The following is a 16,544-nucleotide window of genomic DNA, read 5'->3' on the forward strand; positions in this document are numbered from 1 at the left end:
GGTTAGATTGTTTCGGCAATTTCAAGGGCTTTGTTCAAAGCGCCCAGTTTGTTATAGGTTTCTTGTAGCTCGTCTTCGGCGTTAGATGCGGCAACCAACCCGGCTCCTGCCTGATAGTGCAGTTCATGGTTTTTACTCAAAAAGGTACGGATCATGATGGCGTGGTTAAAGTTGCCTTCAAAATCCATGAACCCGATGGCCCCACCATAATAGGATCTACTGGTTTTTTCATATTTTTCAATGAGTTGCATGGCCATGTGCTTGGGTGCGCCGCTCAAAGTTCCTGCCGGGAAAGTATCGGCCACCACTTTCATGGTGCTGATGTCCTTCTTTTTTTGCCCGGTGACCTTGGATACCAAATGGATGACGTGCGAGAAGTATTGCACTTCACGATAGGTTTCCACATTGACGGTATTTCCATTTCGGCTGAGGTCGTTTCGGGCCAGATCTACCAGCATCACATGTTCGCTGTTCTCCTTATCGTCTTGGGCCAATTGTTTGGCGAGCTCGGCATCCTTTTCATCATTCCCGGTACGTTTGTAGGTGCCGGCAATGGGATGGATCTCGGCTTTGCCATTCTTCACGATCAATTGTGCCTCGGGCGAGCTACCAAATATTTTAAAGTTGCCATAATCAAAATAGAAGAGGTAAGGGGAGGGGTTGATGGAACGTAGGGCACGGTATACATTGAATTCATCCCCCTTGAATTTTTGCGTGAACCTCCTTGATAAAACCAATTGAAATACATCCCCACGTTGGCAATGTTTTTTGGCGAGTTCCACATGGTCCATATACTCTTCATCCTTTAGATTGGATTTGGGCTCCCCATCCTTGTTAAAATTGTAAGAGGAAAAGGTGCGTATGTTGAAAAGCTGCTCAATTTCATCCACATTACTTTCTGAATCATAGCAATGGGCAAAAAGATAGGCTTCGTTCTTAAAATGGTTGATGGCAATGATGTTCTTGTACACTGCATAATAGATATCGGGTATGCTTACGGAATCGTCTTTTTTTGAAATCTCGATGTCTTCAAAATACCGTACCGCATCATAGGCCATATAGCCAAACAGGCCATTGTTGATGAACTTGAAACCGTTTTGGGTCACCGAAAACTGTTTGGCAAAGTTGTGGATGACTTCGGTCACATCCGTTTCAGAACCAATGGGGGTCTCTACTTTTTTACCATCGGGAAATTGTTGGGTAATGGTCTCGTTCTCCACTTTGATATAGGCAATGGGATTGCAGCAGATGTACGAGAAACTGTTGTCATTGGCATGATAATCGCTACTTTCCAGCAAAATGCTGTTCGGGAACTTGTCCCTTACCTTAAGGTAGACACTCACCGGGGTGATGGTGTCCGCCAAGATTTTTTTGTAATGTGTTTCTAAAGTATATTTCATTTTGTCCTAAAAAAGAAAAAGGCTTGTCGTGATGACAAGCCTCTTGTATGGTTATAATGGGGACTTAGCTCACGACGTTTGAAGTAAGTTGTTCCACCACCAATTATTTGCTGTTCTAGTATTCATTGCCTCAAATATAGGGAGGAATTTTTAACGGGCAAACATTGTTTTGTGTAAAATCAAAAATCCCGCCCAAGAATTTCCTGAACGGGATTTTCACACACTAAACATGGGCTGGCTACATCTGTAGGTCAACTACCAAATCAAACTCGTCATAGATCAATTTGTCCTTGGCGGTACCAATGATTCCGGAACCGTATTTTACATCATAGTTGGTCCTGTCCACTTTCAAAGAGGCTGTGGCCTTGTCACCGTAAACGGATACATCAAAAGTTACAGGTTTGGTTGTGCCTTTAATGGTAAGGTCGCCGGTAACTGCATACGAGTTTTTGCCGGTAGCTTTCACTTTAGTGAACACCAATTTGGCAGTGGGGTGTTTTTCGATGCCAAAAAAGTCGTCAGAACCCAAGTGGCCATCCAACTTGTTTTTGTAATCGCCTTCCAAGTCAGTAGTGTTGATGCTGGTCATATCCACCACGAATTCACCACCTACCAATTTTTCACCATCAAACTCTAGGGCACCTGATTTTAGGGAAATAGTTCCTGTGTGGGAACCCCCAACTTTGTAGCCCTTCCAGGTTACGTTGCTTTCGGAAGTCTTCACTTCTTTGGTTTCTTTTTTGATCGGGTTTGCAACTGCAGAAGCTCCAAAAAGGGTAACTAGGGCTAAACTTAAGATTGTCTTTTTCATGATTGTTTTAAAATTTCTGTTTTTAATTGTTATTGATTTATATAAGGGTAAATAATTCTTCTGTCGATTTTCTCACTTTGGGTAGATGTTGGGTGGCATCTTCCTCTGAACGGTAGCCAATAGTAAGCACCACGGTAGCATTCAAGTTCTTCTCGGTGAGGCCTAAAATTTCGTTGTACTTATCCGCTTCAAAACCTTCCATGGGGCATGTGTCAATTTTTAATTCTGCGGCCGCCTGCATCAAATTGCCAAAGGCAAGATAGGCCTGCTTGGCAGTCCAATTGCTTTTGGTCTCGCTGGGGAGCGACACCAATTTGGATTTCATGAAATCGGAGTATCCCTTAAGGTTTTCAGAGGGAATACTTCTGGTGGTGCTGGTGTTTTCGATAAAATCATCCACCAATTCCTCGCCAAAATCTGATGCATTGGCAAAAACAATCAGGTGAGATGCATCAGTGATCTGGGATTGGTTCCAAGAAACAGGTTTCAATTTTTCCTTGGTCTCCTGATCGGAGATCACAAAAATGTGATAGGGTTGCAATCCGTAGGAAGAAGCGCTCAATCGAGTGGCTTCCAACAGGGTTTCCAAGTCTTGGTCCGATACTTTTTTAGACGGATCGAATTGTTTGGTGGCATAGCGCCAGGTTCTATGTTCAATTACGCTGTTCATTATATTTAAAATTTATCCAATAGGTGATTTAATTGTTCCAATTCCTCTTTGCTGAAATTTTTTACAACATTCTTTTCGGCTTCAGCAACAGCCTTGTCCATTTTTGAAAGTGACTCCAGACCGGATTGCGTGATGATGATTTCCACCTTTCGCCGGTTCGATGGGCAAACCGACCGGTCCACATATCCTTTGGCCAAAAGTTTGTCCACCAAACGTGTCGTATTGCTCATTTTGGTCACCATACGTTCGTTAAGGGTGCTCAAGTTGGCAGGTTTCCCCTGTTGTCCTCTTAGGATTCGGAGCACATTGAACTGTTGCATTGAAATCCCATAAGGCTTCAAGGCATTGGCAAAGGCTTCGTTGTTTTTGTTTTGGACCAAGGTCATATGAATTAGGGTCCGGCTTTCCAAAGGCAACTTTTGACTCGTCTTAATAATTTCCTCCACTTTCATGTACAAACAATATTTGTATATACAAATGTATGTCGATCTTTTGATTTCAACCTAGCTTTTAACAGATAAAATTTTGTTAAAAGGAATCAAAGGGATAGTCCATTGGTTAACTTTATGGGTGTAAATCGCAGTAAATGAATAGGTTATTGATTTTGTTTTTGATGGCTTCCTTGGCATTGGGTTGTGGTGATGGTAAAAAGCCAAAAGATATGGCTGACAACCAAGAAGTTGCCGTGGAATCCCAAAATGAAGAAAAAGTCGCTTTTCCCATCTATGATTTTGAGGGCCTGGAACCGCTCCTCCACAAAGAAGATGACCAGACCTACATCATCAATTTTTGGGCGACATGGTGTAAGCCTTGCTTGGAGGAACTTCCCCATTTTGAGCGCATCAGGGAGGAGCAAAAGGAAAATAAGGTCAAAGTGATACTCGTAAGCCTTGATATGCCGCATATGTGGAAATCCCGATTGGAACCTTATGTAAAGAATAAAAAGATACAATCGGAAGTGGTGATCTTGGACAATCCCAAACAAAATGAATGGATCCCCAAAGTGGACAAAGAGTGGGGAGGGGGTATTCCCGCTACCTTAATATATAATAAGGATAAGCGGCAGTTTTTTGAAAAGGGCTTTACGTATGAGGAACTGAACGAAGCGTTGAACAAATTCACAAAATAAAGACTATGAAAACAAAACGAATACTAGGTTTTTTGGTATTACTGCTCATTTTTGGAGCATCTTTTGCCATGGGAATCAGTGTCGCAAAAGAAGATCTTGTGGGTGATGGGTATGAAATCGGAGATGTTGCTTCCGATTTTTCGCTTAAAAATGTGGATGGCAAAATGGTGTCTTTGTCCGACTATGCCAATGCCAAGGGATTTTTGGTCATTTTCACTTGCAATACCTGCCCATATGCGAAGGCCTATGAAGATCGTATCATAGCATTGGACCGCAAATACAAGTCCCGAGGTGTTCCGGTCATTGCCATTAACCCAAATAGTAAATCAGGAGATGGATTTGCGGAAATGAAGGAAAGGGCCAAGGAAAAGGGATTTACTTACCCCTACCTTTATGATGAAGGACAAAAAGTATATCCGCAATACGGGGCCACCAGGACCCCTCACGTATTCTTGCTGGAAAAAACCGCAAAAGGAAATGTGGTGCGTTACATCGGGGCCATTGATGACAATTACCAAGATGCATCGCAGGTCAAGGACAAGTTTGTGGAAAACGCGGTGGATGCCATGTTGGCGGGAAAAGAAATAGATCCAAGTACCACGAAGGCCATCGGATGTGGAATCAAGTAAGGAGACTGTGCTAAAATAAAACACATGGAAATCCGGAGTAACGCTCCGGATTTTTATTTTTGCAGGAGATAAAAACAGAATACTATGTCAGATCTATCACAAGAAGAATGGGCGGAGCAGCTCGAAAATGATGATAACGCCTTCATATTGGATGTGCGTACCCCAGAGGAAGTGGAAGAAGGGTATATCCCCGGAGCTACCAATATAGATATCTATTTGGGGCAGGAGTTTCTGGACGAACTGGAAAAACTGGACAAGACCAAGAACTATTATGTGTATTGCAGATCGGGTAACCGAAGTGGGCAGGCCTGTGCCATCATGAACAGTATAGGAATAGAAAATGCATATAACCTGGAAGGCGGCTTTATGAACTGGGAAGGCGAAGTGGCAGAGTAGACCTCCATTCATCCCAAATCGATGCGAGAAGACCTACTACATTTTATTTGGAGGCACAACAAGCTTCCAAAGAATGGGCTATGCGCTGGGAGCAATGGGAATGTGGTGATAAAGGCCGCAGGAACCCAAAATCCCTACGCAGGCCCCGACTTTTTCAATGCCCAAGTGGAGATCAATGGCCAACTCTGGGCAGGCAATGTGGAAATGCACATCAAATCATCCGATTGGTATGCGCACCACCATGAGACGGATGAAAATTATGACAGCGTCATCCTCCATGTAGTTTGGGAAGATGACGTTGCTATTTTTAGGAAGGACGGTTCCCAGATTCCAGCCTTGGAGGTGAAGCAATATGTGCCGGAGCAACTTTTGGTGGCTTACAAGGGCCTTTTGGAAAACTCCAAACCCAGCTTCATCAATTGTGAAAAGGACTTTGGGGCAATCGACCCTTTTTTGGTCGAGAGTTGGTTTCACCGATTGTACATCGAACGGTTGGAGCACAAATCAGGTCTCATACTCGACCTGTTGAAAAGGTCGAACAATGACTGGGAAGCGGTCCTTTTTGTATTGTTGGCCAAGAATTTTGGATCCAAGGTGAACGGATCCTACTTTTTGGAACGGGCACAGCAATTGGATTTTTCCATTGTAAGGAAGACCAGCAACGAACCTTTTCAGTTGGAAAGCTTGTTGTTCGGGCATTTTGGGCTTCTGGATGAAAAGGATTGTACGGATGTATATTACCTGCAGCTCAAAAAGGAATACGATTATCTCTCCAGAAAGTACGATCTGCCCATACGTACTGGGAAACCCGAGTTTTTTGGTCTCCGGCCGCACAATTTTCCGACCCTTAGAATTTCACAATTGACCAATCTGTACCATGGCAGGCAGGGCCTATTCTCGGAGTTGATGGCCAATCGCTCCCTAAAGGATATCTACCATATTTTTGATGTGGGGGCCAGTCCCTATTGGCATGACCACTTTACCTTTGGCAAGACCTCGCGGAAAAGCGCAAAGAAGCTTTCGAAAAAGTTCATCGACCTTTTGGTCATCAATACCCTTGTGCCGCTCAAGTTCTGCTATGGCAAACAATTGGGTAAAGACTGGAACGAAGAGTTGCTCTCCTTGGTATCGGAAGTGGAAAAAGAGAGCAATTCCATCATTGCAAATTTTGAGCGATTGGGGACAAAAGCCAAAAATGCTCTGGAAAGCCAGGCCCAATTGGAACTATACACGAACTATTGTGCAAAGAATAAATGCCTGCAGTGCAGTTTGGGCACCCAATTATTGAACAGAAATGTCTAATTTTGAGTATGTCTTTGTTCTATAACACCCTCTATTATTTCCAGAAAAGGGGCTTCGAGGTCTGCAGGCGCATAGCCGAGCGATTGGGAATCCGCGCCAGGGTAGTGCGTACCAGTTTCATCTATCTGACCTTTGTGACCCTGGGCTTTGGTTTTGCACTCTATCTTTTCATCGCCTTTTGGCTCCGCATCAAGGATTTGATCTATACAAAGCGCACTTCTGTTTTTGATCTGTAACGCTATTGAAAACCAATGTAACTTCTTGAATGAATCAAGGTGATTGCATCATATGTGGCTATGTTGAATGGAAATGACATCTCATTTTTGGTGCCAATACAAAATTTTCCACATAGCGTAGTTAAAAAAACATAAAATTTGATAGCGTTGATTTTTTTTTGGATATTGCTGCCTTTACCATACCAAAAACTAACTAATACCAACATATGAAGTATTTTCTTACTCTAATGTCATTTTTTGCCCTATCCATGGGCTTTTCACAGGAGTTGACCGTTGATGGCAAAACCTACAACGTATCCCCGAACATTAATGATGGGGCCATTGAACTTGAAGTGAGCGGAGGGGTTGAGCCCTACACCTATAAATGGAGCAACCAAAGTACACCGCTGACCTCAAAAAGGGCGCAGGGCCTTGTGGAAGGAATACCATATAGTGTTGTGGTGACCGATGCGGCCGGAAATTCCGTGACAAAGGAATTTGAGATCAAGACAGAGTCAATCACAGAAATTTTTAATGGAACCATGACCCCGGCAGTAAGCGCTTTGGGGTCTGTTCTTTTTTGGGACCCTTTTGCGGCCATCGGAGTCTATGATCCCGTGGCTTATGCAGATGTCAAGTTGATCGGGGTCCCCGATTGGAGCAATGAGACCCAGGACAAGTTTGTGATGAAGCAATGGCTGAAGACCGATGGGCAAAATGTTGCGGTCGGGGACGATATTGCCATCATCACCAGTGACAAGAACGGCGATATTACCATCAAGGCAACAGCGAAAGGAAAACTCCGTCACAAAGTGAAGGAGGGAAAAGTGATATACAATTCCGAGAACCAAGAGCATGTCATCGAGCAAGGCGCGCACTACTTTGCGGAAGTGGAGTATGATGAGCCTATCGCCATGGTTCATCCCAATGGAGATCCTATTATAAAAGGTATCCCATTTATTGTGATCTGGTTGGTGTTGGGAGCTTTGTTCTTCACCATTCGTATGGGCTTTATCAACATTCGTGGGTTTAGGCACTCCATTGATTTGGCCAAAGGAAAATATGATGACCCGGATGCACCTGGGCAAGTGACCCACTTCCAAGCTTTGGCCACTGCCGTTTCTGGCACCGTGGGTCTTGGAAACATCGCAGGGGTTGCCGTTGCAGTCTCACTAGGGGGTGCAGGGGCCACTTTTTGGATGATCGTTTGTGGATTGCTGGGTATGTCCTCCAAGTTTGTGGAGTGTACGCTTGGGGTCAAGTACCGTGACATATTGCCCGATGGTCGTGTGTTCGGTGGCCCGATGAACTATTTGCGTTACGGTCTCGAAAAAAGAAACATGAAAGGCTTTGGAAAGGTGTTGGCAGGTGTTTTTGCCGTGCTGGCCATCGGTGCCTCCTTTGGGGGAGGGAACATGTTCCAGGCCAACCAATCCTTTGAGCAATTGGCAGGACAGTTCCCCATGTTGGCGGGCAACGGATTCTGGTTTGGGGTGGTCACCGCAATTTTGGTCGGAGTGGTCATCATCGGTGGGATCAGCAGCATTGCCAAGGTAACGGGCAAGATAGTGCCTATCATGGCATCGATATACATTGTGGCGGCCCTTGCCGTTATCATCATGAACATACAGAACATTGGCCCGGCCTTTTCCGCCATTTTTGATGGGGCGTTCAGTCCTTCTGCGCTAAAAGGTGGTATTTTGGGGGTATTGGTCATCGGTTTCCAAAGGGCGGCCTTTTCCAATGAGGCAGGGGTCGGTTCCGCTGCCATCGCCCACAGTACGGCCAAGACCAACAACCCGCCTTCAGAAGGTTTTGTGGCCTTGTTGGAGCCTTTTATAGATACTGTTGTCGTGTGTACGCTAACGGCATTGGTATTGATCTTTACCGGTATGCATGAAGTTGAGGGAATGGCAGGGGCCCAGTTGACATCCGATGCCTTTGGAAGCCAGATTTCTTGGTTCCCATATATATTGGCCTTGGCAGTTTTCCTTTTTGCCTTCTCTACCATGATTTCCTGGTCCTACTACGGAATGAGGGCATGGACCTATCTTTTTGGGAAGAGCAAGCGCTCTGAAATGCTATACAAAATGCTGTTCTTGGTATTTGTGGTCGTGGGAGCTTCTGTAAGTTTGGGGGCCGTATTGGATTTTTCCGATATGATGATCTTGGCCATGTCCTTTCCGAATATCATAGGATTGTACATCATGTCCGGTGAGGTGAGAAAAGATCTCGACGGTTATTTGCAAAAATTGAAATCCAACCAGCTTTTCAAAAAAGCGAAGAGCTAAGCATTGGTTTAGAATAATGATAAGACCATCCCACTTCAGGTTCAACAAACAGGAACGGAGTGGGATTTTCTTTTTGTTGCTCCTTGTCGTGCTACTGCAGGGAGTTTATTATGTTGTACAGGCAAAACCTTTTGGAGGCAGGCCAAAATTTACCGAGGATACCGTGGCCTTGGCCAAATTGGACAGTTTGAAAAAAGTCACTTCAGGTGACACTTTGAAACTGGCCCAGTTCAATCCTAACTACATTACGGATTATAGAGGGTATGTGCTTGGACTCTCCACAGACGAACTGGACAGATTGGTCGCTTTCCGGAAACAGGGAAAGTATGTGAATTCCGTATCGGACTTTCAGGAAGTGACCCAGATCTCCGATTCCCTTTTGGAAACCATCTCCCCATATTTTAAATTTCCGGTATGGCGACAAAAGGAAGCTGTAAAGCCATCAGGGCCATTTGTGCAAACTAAGGAGGGCGTTGTTCCGAAAGACCTGAACCTCGCCACCAAGGAAGAATTGATGCGGGTGAACGGCATCGGGGAAAAACTATCGGACAGGATCATCAATTTTAGGGACAAGCTTGGGGGGGTTTTGGTGAACGAACAACTCTACGATGTGTATGGGCTGGATTCGGAAGTCGTAAAAAGAGCATTGGTCAGCTTTCGGGTGCTCCATCCACCAAATATTGCAAAAATCAATATCAATACAGCATCAGCACAGCAACTTTCAACTTTGCTGTACATCAATCGAGACCTGGCAAGGGAAATTGTATCGCATAGGGAGGCCAATGGAGCCTTTTCAACATTGAACGAATTAGCGAACGTTAAGACGTTTCCAAAGGAAAGGATTGATAGAATTAAGCTATATTTGACCCTATAAAATTGCACGAATGGTTACGGAAACTATATCCATGATGAACTTTGATTATTCAGAGACCCAAAAAATGGTAGCTGAATCTGCACGGGATTTTGCCCAACAATACATTCTTCCCCATGTGATGGAGTGGGACGAGGCACAGACCTTTCCTGTTGAAGTTTTCAAAAAGGCCGGGGAGTTTGGTTTTATGGGTGTCCTGGTCCCTGAAGAACTGGGAGGTTCTGGACTGGGCTACCATGAATATATTGCCATTTTGGAGGAAATCTCAAAAGTGGACCCCTCCATTGGGCTTTCCGTGGCGGCGCACAATTCGCTTTGCACCAACCATATCCTATCGTTTGGCAATGAGGAGCAAAAGCATCGTTGGATCCCTAAATTGGCCACTGCCGAATGGATCGGTGCCTGGGGGCTTACCGAACACAATACGGGATCGGATGCAGGAGGGATGAACACCACCGCGGTGAAGGATGGGGATGATTGGGTGCTGAACGGTGCCAAAAACTTCATTACCCATGGCAAGAGCGGGGATATCGCCGTGGTGATTGCCAGAACAGGGGAGAAGGGGGACAGTCATGGAATGACTGCCTTTGCCGTGGAAAAAGGTACGCCGGGCTTTACGAGCGGAAAAAAAGAAAACAAACTGGGCATGAGGGCCAGTGAAACAGCAGAACTCATCTTTTCCGATTGTAGGATTCCCGATGCCAACCGTTTGGGCGAAGTGGGCGATGGCTTTGTACAGTCCATGAAAGTGTTGGACGGCGGCCGGATTTCGATAGGGGCCCTTTCGCTGGGTATTGCCAAAGGGGCATACGAAGCCGCCTTGAAATATTCCAAGGAACGGGTGCAGTTTGGAAAGCCGATATGTGAGTTCCAAGGTATTTCCTTCAAATTGGCGGATATGGCCACAGAAATAGAGGCATCGGAGCTACTGTTGCACAAGGCCGCTTTCCTTAAGAACGAGGGAAGGCCCATGACCAAATTGAGCGCCATGTCCAAAATGTATGCTTCGGAAGTTTGTGTGAAAGTGGCCAATGAGGCTGTTCAGATCCATGGGGGATACGGATACACCAAAGACTTTCCCGTTGAAAAGTTTTACCGCGATTCAAAACTCTGTACCATAGGGGAAGGGACCACCGAGATCCAAAAACTGGTGATTTCAAGAAATATTCTCAAGTAATTTTTGCACGGGAAAAATTAATAAATGTATATTTGCACTCCAAAATTCTAAAAGAAAGGAGGTTGTAGCCCATGTTGATAATACCAGTTAAAGAAGGAGAAAACATCGATAGAGCCCTGAAGCGTTTCAAGCGAAAGTTTGACAAGACAGGAACCATGCGCCAGTTGCGAAGCAGGCAGCAGTTCACCAAGCCTTCTGTAGAGCGTAGAGCTCAAATTCAGAAAGCGCAGTATATTCAAGGTCTAAGGGACCAAGAAGAAGTATAGGGTTCAGCTGAACAATATATACGATCCCGTTCCATAATTGGAACGGGATTTTTTTGTTTTATATCCCAGGCCTGCCGGATTTCGCTATTTTTGGGATATGTCCGTACCTGCTTTCATATCGTATCTCAAACTGGAGAAGAACTACTCGCCCCATACCATAAAGGCCTATGAGCGTGATATCGGGGAATTTTCCACTTTTTGTGAGGAACACCACGACATATCTTCCATAACCAATGTGGGATACCCGCTGGTCCGAAACTGGATCGTTTCCCTGTCCAATGGTGGAATGTCCAATAGGAGCATCAACAGAAAAATATCTTCCCTGCAAGCCTACTACAAATTTTTGATGAAGGTAGGGCAGATTACCGTTTCACCTTTGGCGAAGCACAGGGCGCTCAAGACCGAGAAGAAGGTGGAGGTGCCGTTCTCCGAGCGCGAAATGGACACTATTCTTTCCGAAATACCCTTTCCGGATGACTTTGAGGGGACACGGGACAAACTCATCATAGAACTACTGTACACCTCTGGAATGCGAAGGGCGGAAATGGTGAATCTTAAGGTGGGCGATGTGGACCTGAACAGGGGTACCCTAAAAGTTTTGGGCAAAAGGAACAAGGAGCGTATCCTTCCGCTTTTGCCTTCTTCTGTAGAGCTCATCAAAGGCTATTTGGAGCGACGTTCCGAGGTGGAAAACGGGGCTGGGGCACTTTATCTTTTTTTAACAGAAAACGGTCTTAAAATTTATGAAACACTTGTTTATCGCATTATAAATAAGTATTTTAGTTTAGTGTCCCCCAAGGTAAAAAAGAGCCCGCACATACTGCGGCATACCTTTGCAACACACTTGCTCAACAGGGGGGCTGATTTGAATTCGGTCAAGGAATTATTGGGCCATTCAAGTTTGGCATCCACTCAGGTGTACACACACAATAGCATTGCCGAACTTAAGAAAGTTCATCAAAAGGCCCATCCCAGAAACAAGAAATAGATTTTTCTTGTATTTGTTTAACACCGCTGCTACTTGCAGCACTAAAAACTAAGTCCTATGAAGGTAAATGCACAATCGGTAAATTTTGTAGCTGATGGTAAGCTCATCGACTTTATCCAAAAAAGAATGGATAAGATGGAATTGTTCTATGACAGGGTCATTGATTCGGATGTTTTCTTAAAAGTGGACAACACCAGTACGAAAGAGAATAAGATAGTGGAAATCATGGTTTCCGTGCCCAGGGATAAATTTATGGTGAAAAAACAGTGCAAGACCTTTGAAGAAGCGGTGGATTCGGCCTGCAGTTCATTGGAAAGACAATTGGTGAAACGAAAGGAGAAATTAAGGGCGAAGGCTTGATCAAAATTTTTAAAATTTTATTTTGATTAAAAAAAAATATCTCTACATTTGCAGTCCGTTAGAAATAGCGGACTTTTTTTGTGACCGAAAGAGGTACAAAATGCCGATATAGCTCAGTTGGCTAGAGCACGTGATTTGTAATCTCGGGGTCGTGGGTTCGAATCCCTCTATCGGCTCGTAAGTTACTGAAAATAAGGCGGGGAGATACTCAAGCGGCCAACGAGGACAGACTGTAAATCTGTTGGTTTTCACCTTCGCAGGTTCGAATCCTGCTCTCCCCACAGAAATTGTTCCCGGAACAATTGGTGAAAGGGACGCTTTTTTGAAATATTGAAAATTTTGGGGAAGGCCCCAAAAAAAATGCGGGAGTAGCTCAGTTGGTAGAGCGTCAGCCTTCCAAGCTGAATGTCGCCGGTTCGAACCCGGTCTCCCGCTCTAGATTTGAAACTTTGGTTTCAAGAAGAAGGTTGAAGTTTTTGCGAGCTTGCTTGTGACTTTAAACTCTAAACCTGATTAACCCATAGGCCGGTGTAGCTCAGGGGTAGAGCGTTTCCTTGGTAAGGAAGAGGTCAGGGGTTCAAATCCCCTCATTGGCTCAAAACGATTTGTACACTAATATAAACTAAGAATTAAATTATTTTAAAATGGCAAAGGAAACTTTCGATCGTTCCAAACCCCACTTAAATATTGGTACCATTGGACACGTGGATCACGGTAAAACTACATTGACTGCCGCTATTACAACCGTATTGGCGAACGCAGGTCTTTCTGAGATGAGAAGCTTTGACTCCATCGACAATGCGCCAGAGGAGAAAGAAAGAGGTATTACTATCAATACTTCACATGTTGAGTATCAAACTGCTAACCGTCACTACGCCCACGTTGACTGTCCTGGTCACGCGGATTACGTAAAGAACATGGTTACCGGTGCTGCTCAGATGGACGGTGCCATCTTGGTTGTTGCTGCAACCGATGGTCCTATGCCACAAACCCGTGAGCACATCCTTTTGGGTCGTCAGGTAGGTATTCCACGTATCGTTGTTTTCTTGAACAAAGTTGACATGGTGGACGATGAGGAGCTTTTGGAGCTTGTTGAGATGGAAGTAAGGGAATTGCTTTCTTTCTACGAGTACGATGGTGACAACGGTCCCGTTATCGCTGGTTCTGCACTTGGTGCCTTGAACGGTGAGCAAAAATGGGTGGATACTGTAATGCAGTTGATGGATGCTGTTGACAGCTGGATTGAACTTCCTGAAAGGGATGTTGATAAGCCTTTCTTGATGCCTATCGAAGACGTGTTCACTATCACAGGTCGTGGTACTGTTGCAACAGGTCGTATCGAAACAGGTGTTGCCAACACAGGTGACCCAGTAGAGATCATTGGTATGGGAGCTGAGAAATTGACTTCCACTATCACTGGTGTTGAGATGTTCCGTAAGATTTTGGACAGAGGTGAAGCTGGTGACAACGTTGGTCTTCTTTTGAGAGGTATCGAAAAATCCGATATCAAAAGAGGTATGGTAATCTGTAAGCCAGGTTCCGTTAAGCCACACGCCAAATTCAAAGCTGAGGTCTATATCCTTAAGAAAGAAGAAGGTGGTCGCCACACTCCATTCCATAACAACTACCGTCCTCAGTTCTACGTTCGTACAACTGACGTAACAGGAAACATCAACCTTCCTGATGGAGTTGAAATGGTTATGCCAGGTGACAACTTGACAATCACTGTTGATTTGATCCAGCCAATCGCGTTGAACGTAGGTCTACGTTTCGCTATCCGTGAGGGTGGTAGAACAGTAGGAGCTGGTCAGGTTACCGAGATTCTAGATTAATCATATATAAAAATATTGCACTAAAGGGTGTCCTGAGCCATCGGGATACCTTTCAGTGTAAATATAAACGGGTGTAGCTCAGTTGGTAGAGCACTGGTCTCCAAAACCAGGTGTCGGGAGTTCGAGTCTCTCCTCCCGTGCAAAGAAAAAAGCATGATGAGGATTGAAAGTCTCTCTCTGGTCTGTGCTGAGCAAGGCCAAAACATGCAAGATAATTCAAAGAAGATTATGATCACTTACATAAAAGAATCTTTCGAGGAGCTAAAGAACAACGTTACTTGGTTGGAAAAAGGCAAAGCCTCCAACCTAATGGTCATCGTGGCAGTTTTTTCAATTTTGTTCGCATTGGCAACGTGGGGAGTGGATTCCCTGTTCAGTAAGTTGATCAGATTGTATTTTGAAAAATTAATAGGATAACGATCGGTATGTCTGAGGTTCTGGAGAAAAAATGGTATGTGGTAAGAGCGGTCAGTGGTCAGGAAAACAAGATCAAGGGCTATATTGAAACAGAGGTAGAGCGTAATGGTTTTGGCGATTACCTTGATGAAGTTCTTGTGCCTACCGAAAAAGTCGTACAGATCAGAAACGGAAAGAAGATCAACAAGGAGAGGGTTTACTTTCCGGGCTATATCATGATCAAGGCCAATTTGGGTGGTGAAATGGTGCACATTATCCGTTCCATTACCAATGTGATCGGCTTTTTGGGAGAAACCAAAGGAGGTGATCCCGTGCCTTTGAGAAAATCAGAGGTGAACCGTATGCTAGGAAAAGTGGATGAACTGGCCGTAAACACGGACAATGTATCCATTCCATTTGTGTTGGGTGAAACGGTCAAGGTTATTGATGGACCTTTCAATGGATTCAATGGAACCGTTGAAAAAATCAATGAAGAAAAGCGTAAGCTGGAAGTGATGGTGAAGATTTTCGGAAGAAAGACACCATTGGAGCTCAGCTATATGCAAGTAGAAAAAGTATAACAAGAGCTGTTACATAGATAAAGCTGTGTTGCTTCCAATTGACACAACTTTAAATTTAATTAGAAACAATGGCAAAAGAAGTAAGTAAGGTAGTTAAATTACAAGTTAGGGGAGGTGCTGCGAACCCATCGCCACCGGTTGGACCCGCCTTAGGTGCTGCTGGTGTTAACATTATGGAGTTCTGCAAGCAGTTCAATGCTCGTACGCAGGACAAACAGGGCAAGGTATTGCCTGTTGTTATCACCGTCTACATGGACAAATCTTTCGAGTTTGTCGTAAAAACACCACCTGCGGCAGTTCAATTGATGGAAGCAGCTAAGATTAAAAAAGGATCGGGCGAACCTAACAGGGTCAAGAACGGTACCGTATCATGGGACCAAGTGAAGACCATTGCAGAGGACAAAATGGTGGATTTGAACGCATTCACCATCGAATCTGCAATGAGCATGGTAGCAGGTACTGCCAGATCAATGGGCCTAAAAGTATCGGGCACCAAACCTTTTTAAAATCTCAAAGCAATTTATAAATGGCAAGATTGACGAAAAAGCAAAAAGAAGCCCATGCCAAGATAGAGAAGAACAAACTCTATTCATTGCAAGAGGCATCAGCTTTGGTAAAAGAAATAACCAATGTAAAATTTGACGCTTCCATTGATATTGCAGTTCGTTTGGGTGTAGATCCACGAAAAGCAAACCAAATGGTGCGTGGCGTGGTTACCCTTCCCCATGGAACTGGTAAGGACGTAAAAGTTTTGGCATTGGTGACCCCGGACAAAGAGGCAGAAGCTAAAGAAGCTGGAGCCGACTTTGTGGGGTTGGACGATTATTTGGATAAGATCAAAGGCGGTTGGACAGATGTGGATGTGATCATCACCATGCCAAGCGTTATGGGCAAATTGGGTCCATTGGGTCGCGTATTGGGACCTAGGGGATTGATGCCCAATCCAAAGACCGGAACCGTGACCATGGAGGTCGGTAAAGCCGTATCCGATGTGAAGGCCGGTAAAATTGACTTTAAAGTGGACAAAACTGGAATTGTGCATGCCGCTATCGGTAAAGCTTCGTTCTCTGCGGACAAGATTGCAGGAAACGCCAAGGAATTGATAGATACTTTGGTGAAACTGAAGCCTTCCGCAGCAAAAGGAGTGTACATGAAGAGCATCTACTTGTCCAGCACCATGAGTCCCAGTGTTCAATTGGATCCCAAAGCAGTTTAATTTAACTGGTAGTT

Annotated in this window: 20 protein-coding genes and 5 tRNA genes; 21 read left to right on the forward strand and 4 right to left on the reverse strand. The window is 44.6% G+C overall.

The window, feature by feature from the left end; all coding sequences use genetic code 11:
• Positions 1–2: 2 nt before the first annotated feature.
• The 4 genes from D2V93_RS13290 to D2V93_RS13305 form a co-directional block, all read right to left on the reverse strand.
• On the reverse strand, positions 3–1,400 hold the full coding sequence (locus tag D2V93_RS13290; RefSeq protein ID WP_119617993.1) for an anthranilate synthase component I family protein: 1,398 nt from the start codon (positions 1,398–1,400) through the stop codon (positions 3–5).
• A 238-nt stretch (positions 1,401–1,638) separates the two neighbouring features.
• A complete protein-coding gene (locus D2V93_RS13295; protein ID WP_119617994.1) occupies positions 1,639–2,211 on the reverse strand; it encodes a YceI family protein in 573 nt (190 codons plus the stop codon).
• Between the two features lie 37 nt (positions 2,212–2,248).
• Positions 2,249–2,881, reverse strand: coding sequence for an NAD(P)H-dependent oxidoreductase (locus D2V93_RS13300; protein ID WP_119617995.1), 633 nt, complete (start codon positions 2,879–2,881; stop codon positions 2,249–2,251).
• Between the two features lie 5 nt (positions 2,882–2,886).
• Positions 2,887–3,333: a MarR family winged helix-turn-helix transcriptional regulator gene (locus tag D2V93_RS13305; RefSeq protein ID WP_072879593.1), complete on the reverse strand. Its 447-nt coding sequence runs from the start codon at positions 3,331–3,333 to the stop codon at positions 2,887–2,889.
• Positions 3,334–3,467: 134 nt separating this feature from the next.
• Here D2V93_RS13305 and D2V93_RS13310 point away from each other — a divergent pair, with 134 nt between their 5' ends.
• The 21 genes from D2V93_RS13310 to rplA all read left to right on the forward strand — a co-directional run bounded on the left by D2V93_RS13310 (position 3,468) and on the right by rplA (position 16,530).
• The gene (locus tag D2V93_RS13310; RefSeq protein WP_119617996.1) at positions 3,468–4,010 is read left to right on the forward strand and encodes a TlpA disulfide reductase family protein; all 543 of its coding nucleotides are present in this window, start codon (positions 3,468–3,470) and stop codon (positions 4,008–4,010) included.
• A gap of 5 nt (positions 4,011–4,015) precedes the next feature.
• Positions 4,016–4,639: a thioredoxin family protein gene (locus tag D2V93_RS13315; RefSeq protein ID WP_119617997.1), complete on the forward strand. Its 624-nt coding sequence runs from the start codon at positions 4,016–4,018 to the stop codon at positions 4,637–4,639.
• An 84-nt stretch (positions 4,640–4,723) separates the two neighbouring features.
• Positions 4,724–5,035, forward strand: coding sequence for a rhodanese-like domain-containing protein (locus D2V93_RS13320; protein WP_119617998.1), 312 nt, complete (start codon positions 4,724–4,726; stop codon positions 5,033–5,035).
• 21 nt (positions 5,036–5,056) lie between these two features.
• The gene (locus D2V93_RS13325) at positions 5,057–6,337 is read left to right on the forward strand and encodes a DUF2851 family protein (RefSeq protein ID WP_119617999.1); all 1,281 of its coding nucleotides are present in this window, start codon (positions 5,057–5,059) and stop codon (positions 6,335–6,337) included.
• 8 nt (positions 6,338–6,345) lie between these two features.
• Positions 6,346–6,573 carry a PspC domain-containing protein gene (locus D2V93_RS13330; RefSeq protein ID WP_014033469.1) on the forward strand — a complete coding sequence of 76 codons (228 nt, stop codon included), beginning with the start codon at positions 6,346–6,348 and terminating at the stop codon, positions 6,571–6,573.
• Between the two features lie 206 nt (positions 6,574–6,779).
• A complete protein-coding gene (locus D2V93_RS13340) occupies positions 6,780–8,843 on the forward strand; it encodes an amino acid carrier protein (protein ID WP_072879604.1) in 2,064 nt (687 codons plus the stop codon).
• A 16-nt stretch (positions 8,844–8,859) separates the two neighbouring features.
• Positions 8,860–9,717 carry a ComEA family DNA-binding protein gene (locus tag D2V93_RS13345; protein WP_119618001.1) on the forward strand — a complete coding sequence of 286 codons (858 nt, stop codon included), beginning with the start codon at positions 8,860–8,862 and terminating at the stop codon, positions 9,715–9,717.
• Between the two features lie 34 nt (positions 9,718–9,751).
• Positions 9,752–10,891, forward strand: a complete 1,140-nt coding sequence (locus D2V93_RS13350; protein ID WP_119618013.1) for an acyl-CoA dehydrogenase family protein — start codon at positions 9,752–9,754, stop codon at positions 10,889–10,891.
• Positions 10,892–10,962: 71 nt separating this feature from the next.
• Positions 10,963–11,157, forward strand: coding sequence for a 30S ribosomal protein S21 (gene rpsU / locus D2V93_RS13355; protein WP_072879609.1), 195 nt, complete (start codon positions 10,963–10,965; stop codon positions 11,155–11,157).
• Between the two features lie 97 nt (positions 11,158–11,254).
• Positions 11,255–12,145: a tyrosine-type recombinase/integrase gene (locus tag D2V93_RS13360; protein WP_072879611.1), complete on the forward strand. Its 891-nt coding sequence runs from the start codon at positions 11,255–11,257 to the stop codon at positions 12,143–12,145.
• A 57-nt stretch (positions 12,146–12,202) separates the two neighbouring features.
• Complete coding sequence (hpf, locus tag D2V93_RS13365; protein WP_072879613.1) at positions 12,203–12,505, forward strand: ribosome hibernation-promoting factor, HPF/YfiA family; 303 nt, start codon at positions 12,203–12,205, stop codon at positions 12,503–12,505.
• 102 nt (positions 12,506–12,607) lie between these two features.
• Positions 12,608–12,681 (forward strand) — tRNA-Thr (locus D2V93_RS13370).
• A 22-nt stretch (positions 12,682–12,703) separates the two neighbouring features.
• Positions 12,704–12,786 (forward strand) — tRNA-Tyr (locus D2V93_RS13375).
• 81 nt (positions 12,787–12,867) lie between these two features.
• Positions 12,868–12,940, forward strand: a tRNA-Gly gene (locus D2V93_RS13380).
• Positions 12,941–13,029: 89 nt separating this feature from the next.
• A tRNA-Thr gene (locus D2V93_RS13385) sits at positions 13,030–13,101 on the forward strand.
• 48 nt (positions 13,102–13,149) lie between these two features.
• Positions 13,150–14,337 carry an elongation factor Tu gene (tuf, locus tag D2V93_RS13390; protein WP_072879615.1) on the forward strand — a complete coding sequence of 396 codons (1,188 nt, stop codon included), beginning with the start codon at positions 13,150–13,152 and terminating at the stop codon, positions 14,335–14,337.
• A gap of 67 nt (positions 14,338–14,404) precedes the next feature.
• Positions 14,405–14,477 (forward strand) — tRNA-Trp (locus tag D2V93_RS13395).
• Between the two features lie 88 nt (positions 14,478–14,565).
• Positions 14,566–14,754, forward strand: coding sequence for a preprotein translocase subunit SecE (gene secE / locus D2V93_RS13400; RefSeq protein ID WP_151891081.1), 189 nt, complete (start codon positions 14,566–14,568; stop codon positions 14,752–14,754).
• Between the two features lie 8 nt (positions 14,755–14,762).
• Positions 14,763–15,314 carry a transcription termination/antitermination protein NusG gene (gene nusG / locus D2V93_RS13405; protein ID WP_072879619.1) on the forward strand — a complete coding sequence of 184 codons (552 nt, stop codon included), beginning with the start codon at positions 14,763–14,765 and terminating at the stop codon, positions 15,312–15,314.
• Between the two features lie 68 nt (positions 15,315–15,382).
• Positions 15,383–15,820 carry a 50S ribosomal protein L11 gene (gene rplK, locus D2V93_RS13410; protein WP_072879621.1) on the forward strand — a complete coding sequence of 146 codons (438 nt, stop codon included), beginning with the start codon at positions 15,383–15,385 and terminating at the stop codon, positions 15,818–15,820.
• A gap of 20 nt (positions 15,821–15,840) precedes the next feature.
• Positions 15,841–16,530: a 50S ribosomal protein L1 gene (rplA, locus tag D2V93_RS13415; RefSeq protein ID WP_119618003.1), complete on the forward strand. Its 690-nt coding sequence runs from the start codon at positions 15,841–15,843 to the stop codon at positions 16,528–16,530.
• Positions 16,531–16,544: the final 14 nt, after the last annotated feature.

Origin of the sequence: Flagellimonas taeanensis (assembly GCF_003584105.1) — a bacterium.
Lineage (GTDB): Bacteria > Bacteroidota > Bacteroidia > Flavobacteriales > Flavobacteriaceae > Flagellimonas > Flagellimonas taeanensis.

Bases quoted from the DNA above. Each gene is read 5' to 3' on its own strand.
- D2V93_RS13290 (WP_119617993.1), bottom strand. From the start codon at position 1,400: ATGAAATATACTTTAGAAACACATTACAAAAAAATCTTGGCGGACACC.
- D2V93_RS13295 (WP_119617994.1), bottom strand. From the start codon at position 2,211: ATGAAAAAGACAATCTTAAGTTTAGCCCTAGTTACCCTTTTTGGAGCT.
- D2V93_RS13300 (WP_119617995.1), bottom strand. From the start codon at position 2,881: ATGAACAGCGTAATTGAACATAGAACCTGGCGCTATGCCACCAAACAA.
- D2V93_RS13305 (WP_072879593.1), bottom strand. From the start codon at position 3,333: ATGAAAGTGGAGGAAATTATTAAGACGAGTCAAAAGTTGCCTTTGGAA.
- D2V93_RS13310 (WP_119617996.1), top strand. From the start codon at position 3,468: ATGAATAGGTTATTGATTTTGTTTTTGATGGCTTCCTTGGCATTGGGT.
- D2V93_RS13315 (WP_119617997.1), top strand. From the start codon at position 4,016: ATGAAAACAAAACGAATACTAGGTTTTTTGGTATTACTGCTCATTTTT.
- D2V93_RS13320 (WP_119617998.1), top strand. From the start codon at position 4,724: ATGTCAGATCTATCACAAGAAGAATGGGCGGAGCAGCTCGAAAATGAT.
- D2V93_RS13325 (WP_119617999.1), top strand. From the start codon at position 5,057: ATGCGAGAAGACCTACTACATTTTATTTGGAGGCACAACAAGCTTCCA.
- D2V93_RS13330 (WP_014033469.1), top strand. From the start codon at position 6,346: ATGTCTTTGTTCTATAACACCCTCTATTATTTCCAGAAAAGGGGCTTC.
- D2V93_RS13340 (WP_072879604.1), top strand. From the start codon at position 6,780: ATGAAGTATTTTCTTACTCTAATGTCATTTTTTGCCCTATCCATGGGC.
- D2V93_RS13345 (WP_119618001.1), top strand. From the start codon at position 8,860: ATGATAAGACCATCCCACTTCAGGTTCAACAAACAGGAACGGAGTGGG.
- D2V93_RS13350 (WP_119618013.1), top strand. From the start codon at position 9,752: ATGAACTTTGATTATTCAGAGACCCAAAAAATGGTAGCTGAATCTGCA.
- rpsU (WP_072879609.1), top strand. From the start codon at position 10,963: ATGTTGATAATACCAGTTAAAGAAGGAGAAAACATCGATAGAGCCCTG.
- D2V93_RS13360 (WP_072879611.1), top strand. From the start codon at position 11,255: ATGTCCGTACCTGCTTTCATATCGTATCTCAAACTGGAGAAGAACTAC.
- hpf (WP_072879613.1), top strand. From the start codon at position 12,203: ATGAAGGTAAATGCACAATCGGTAAATTTTGTAGCTGATGGTAAGCTC.
- tuf (WP_072879615.1), top strand. From the start codon at position 13,150: ATGGCAAAGGAAACTTTCGATCGTTCCAAACCCCACTTAAATATTGGT.
- secE (WP_151891081.1), top strand. From the start codon at position 14,566: ATGATCACTTACATAAAAGAATCTTTCGAGGAGCTAAAGAACAACGTT.
- nusG (WP_072879619.1), top strand. From the start codon at position 14,763: ATGTCTGAGGTTCTGGAGAAAAAATGGTATGTGGTAAGAGCGGTCAGT.
- rplK (WP_072879621.1), top strand. From the start codon at position 15,383: ATGGCAAAAGAAGTAAGTAAGGTAGTTAAATTACAAGTTAGGGGAGGT.
- rplA (WP_119618003.1), top strand. From the start codon at position 15,841: ATGGCAAGATTGACGAAAAAGCAAAAAGAAGCCCATGCCAAGATAGAG.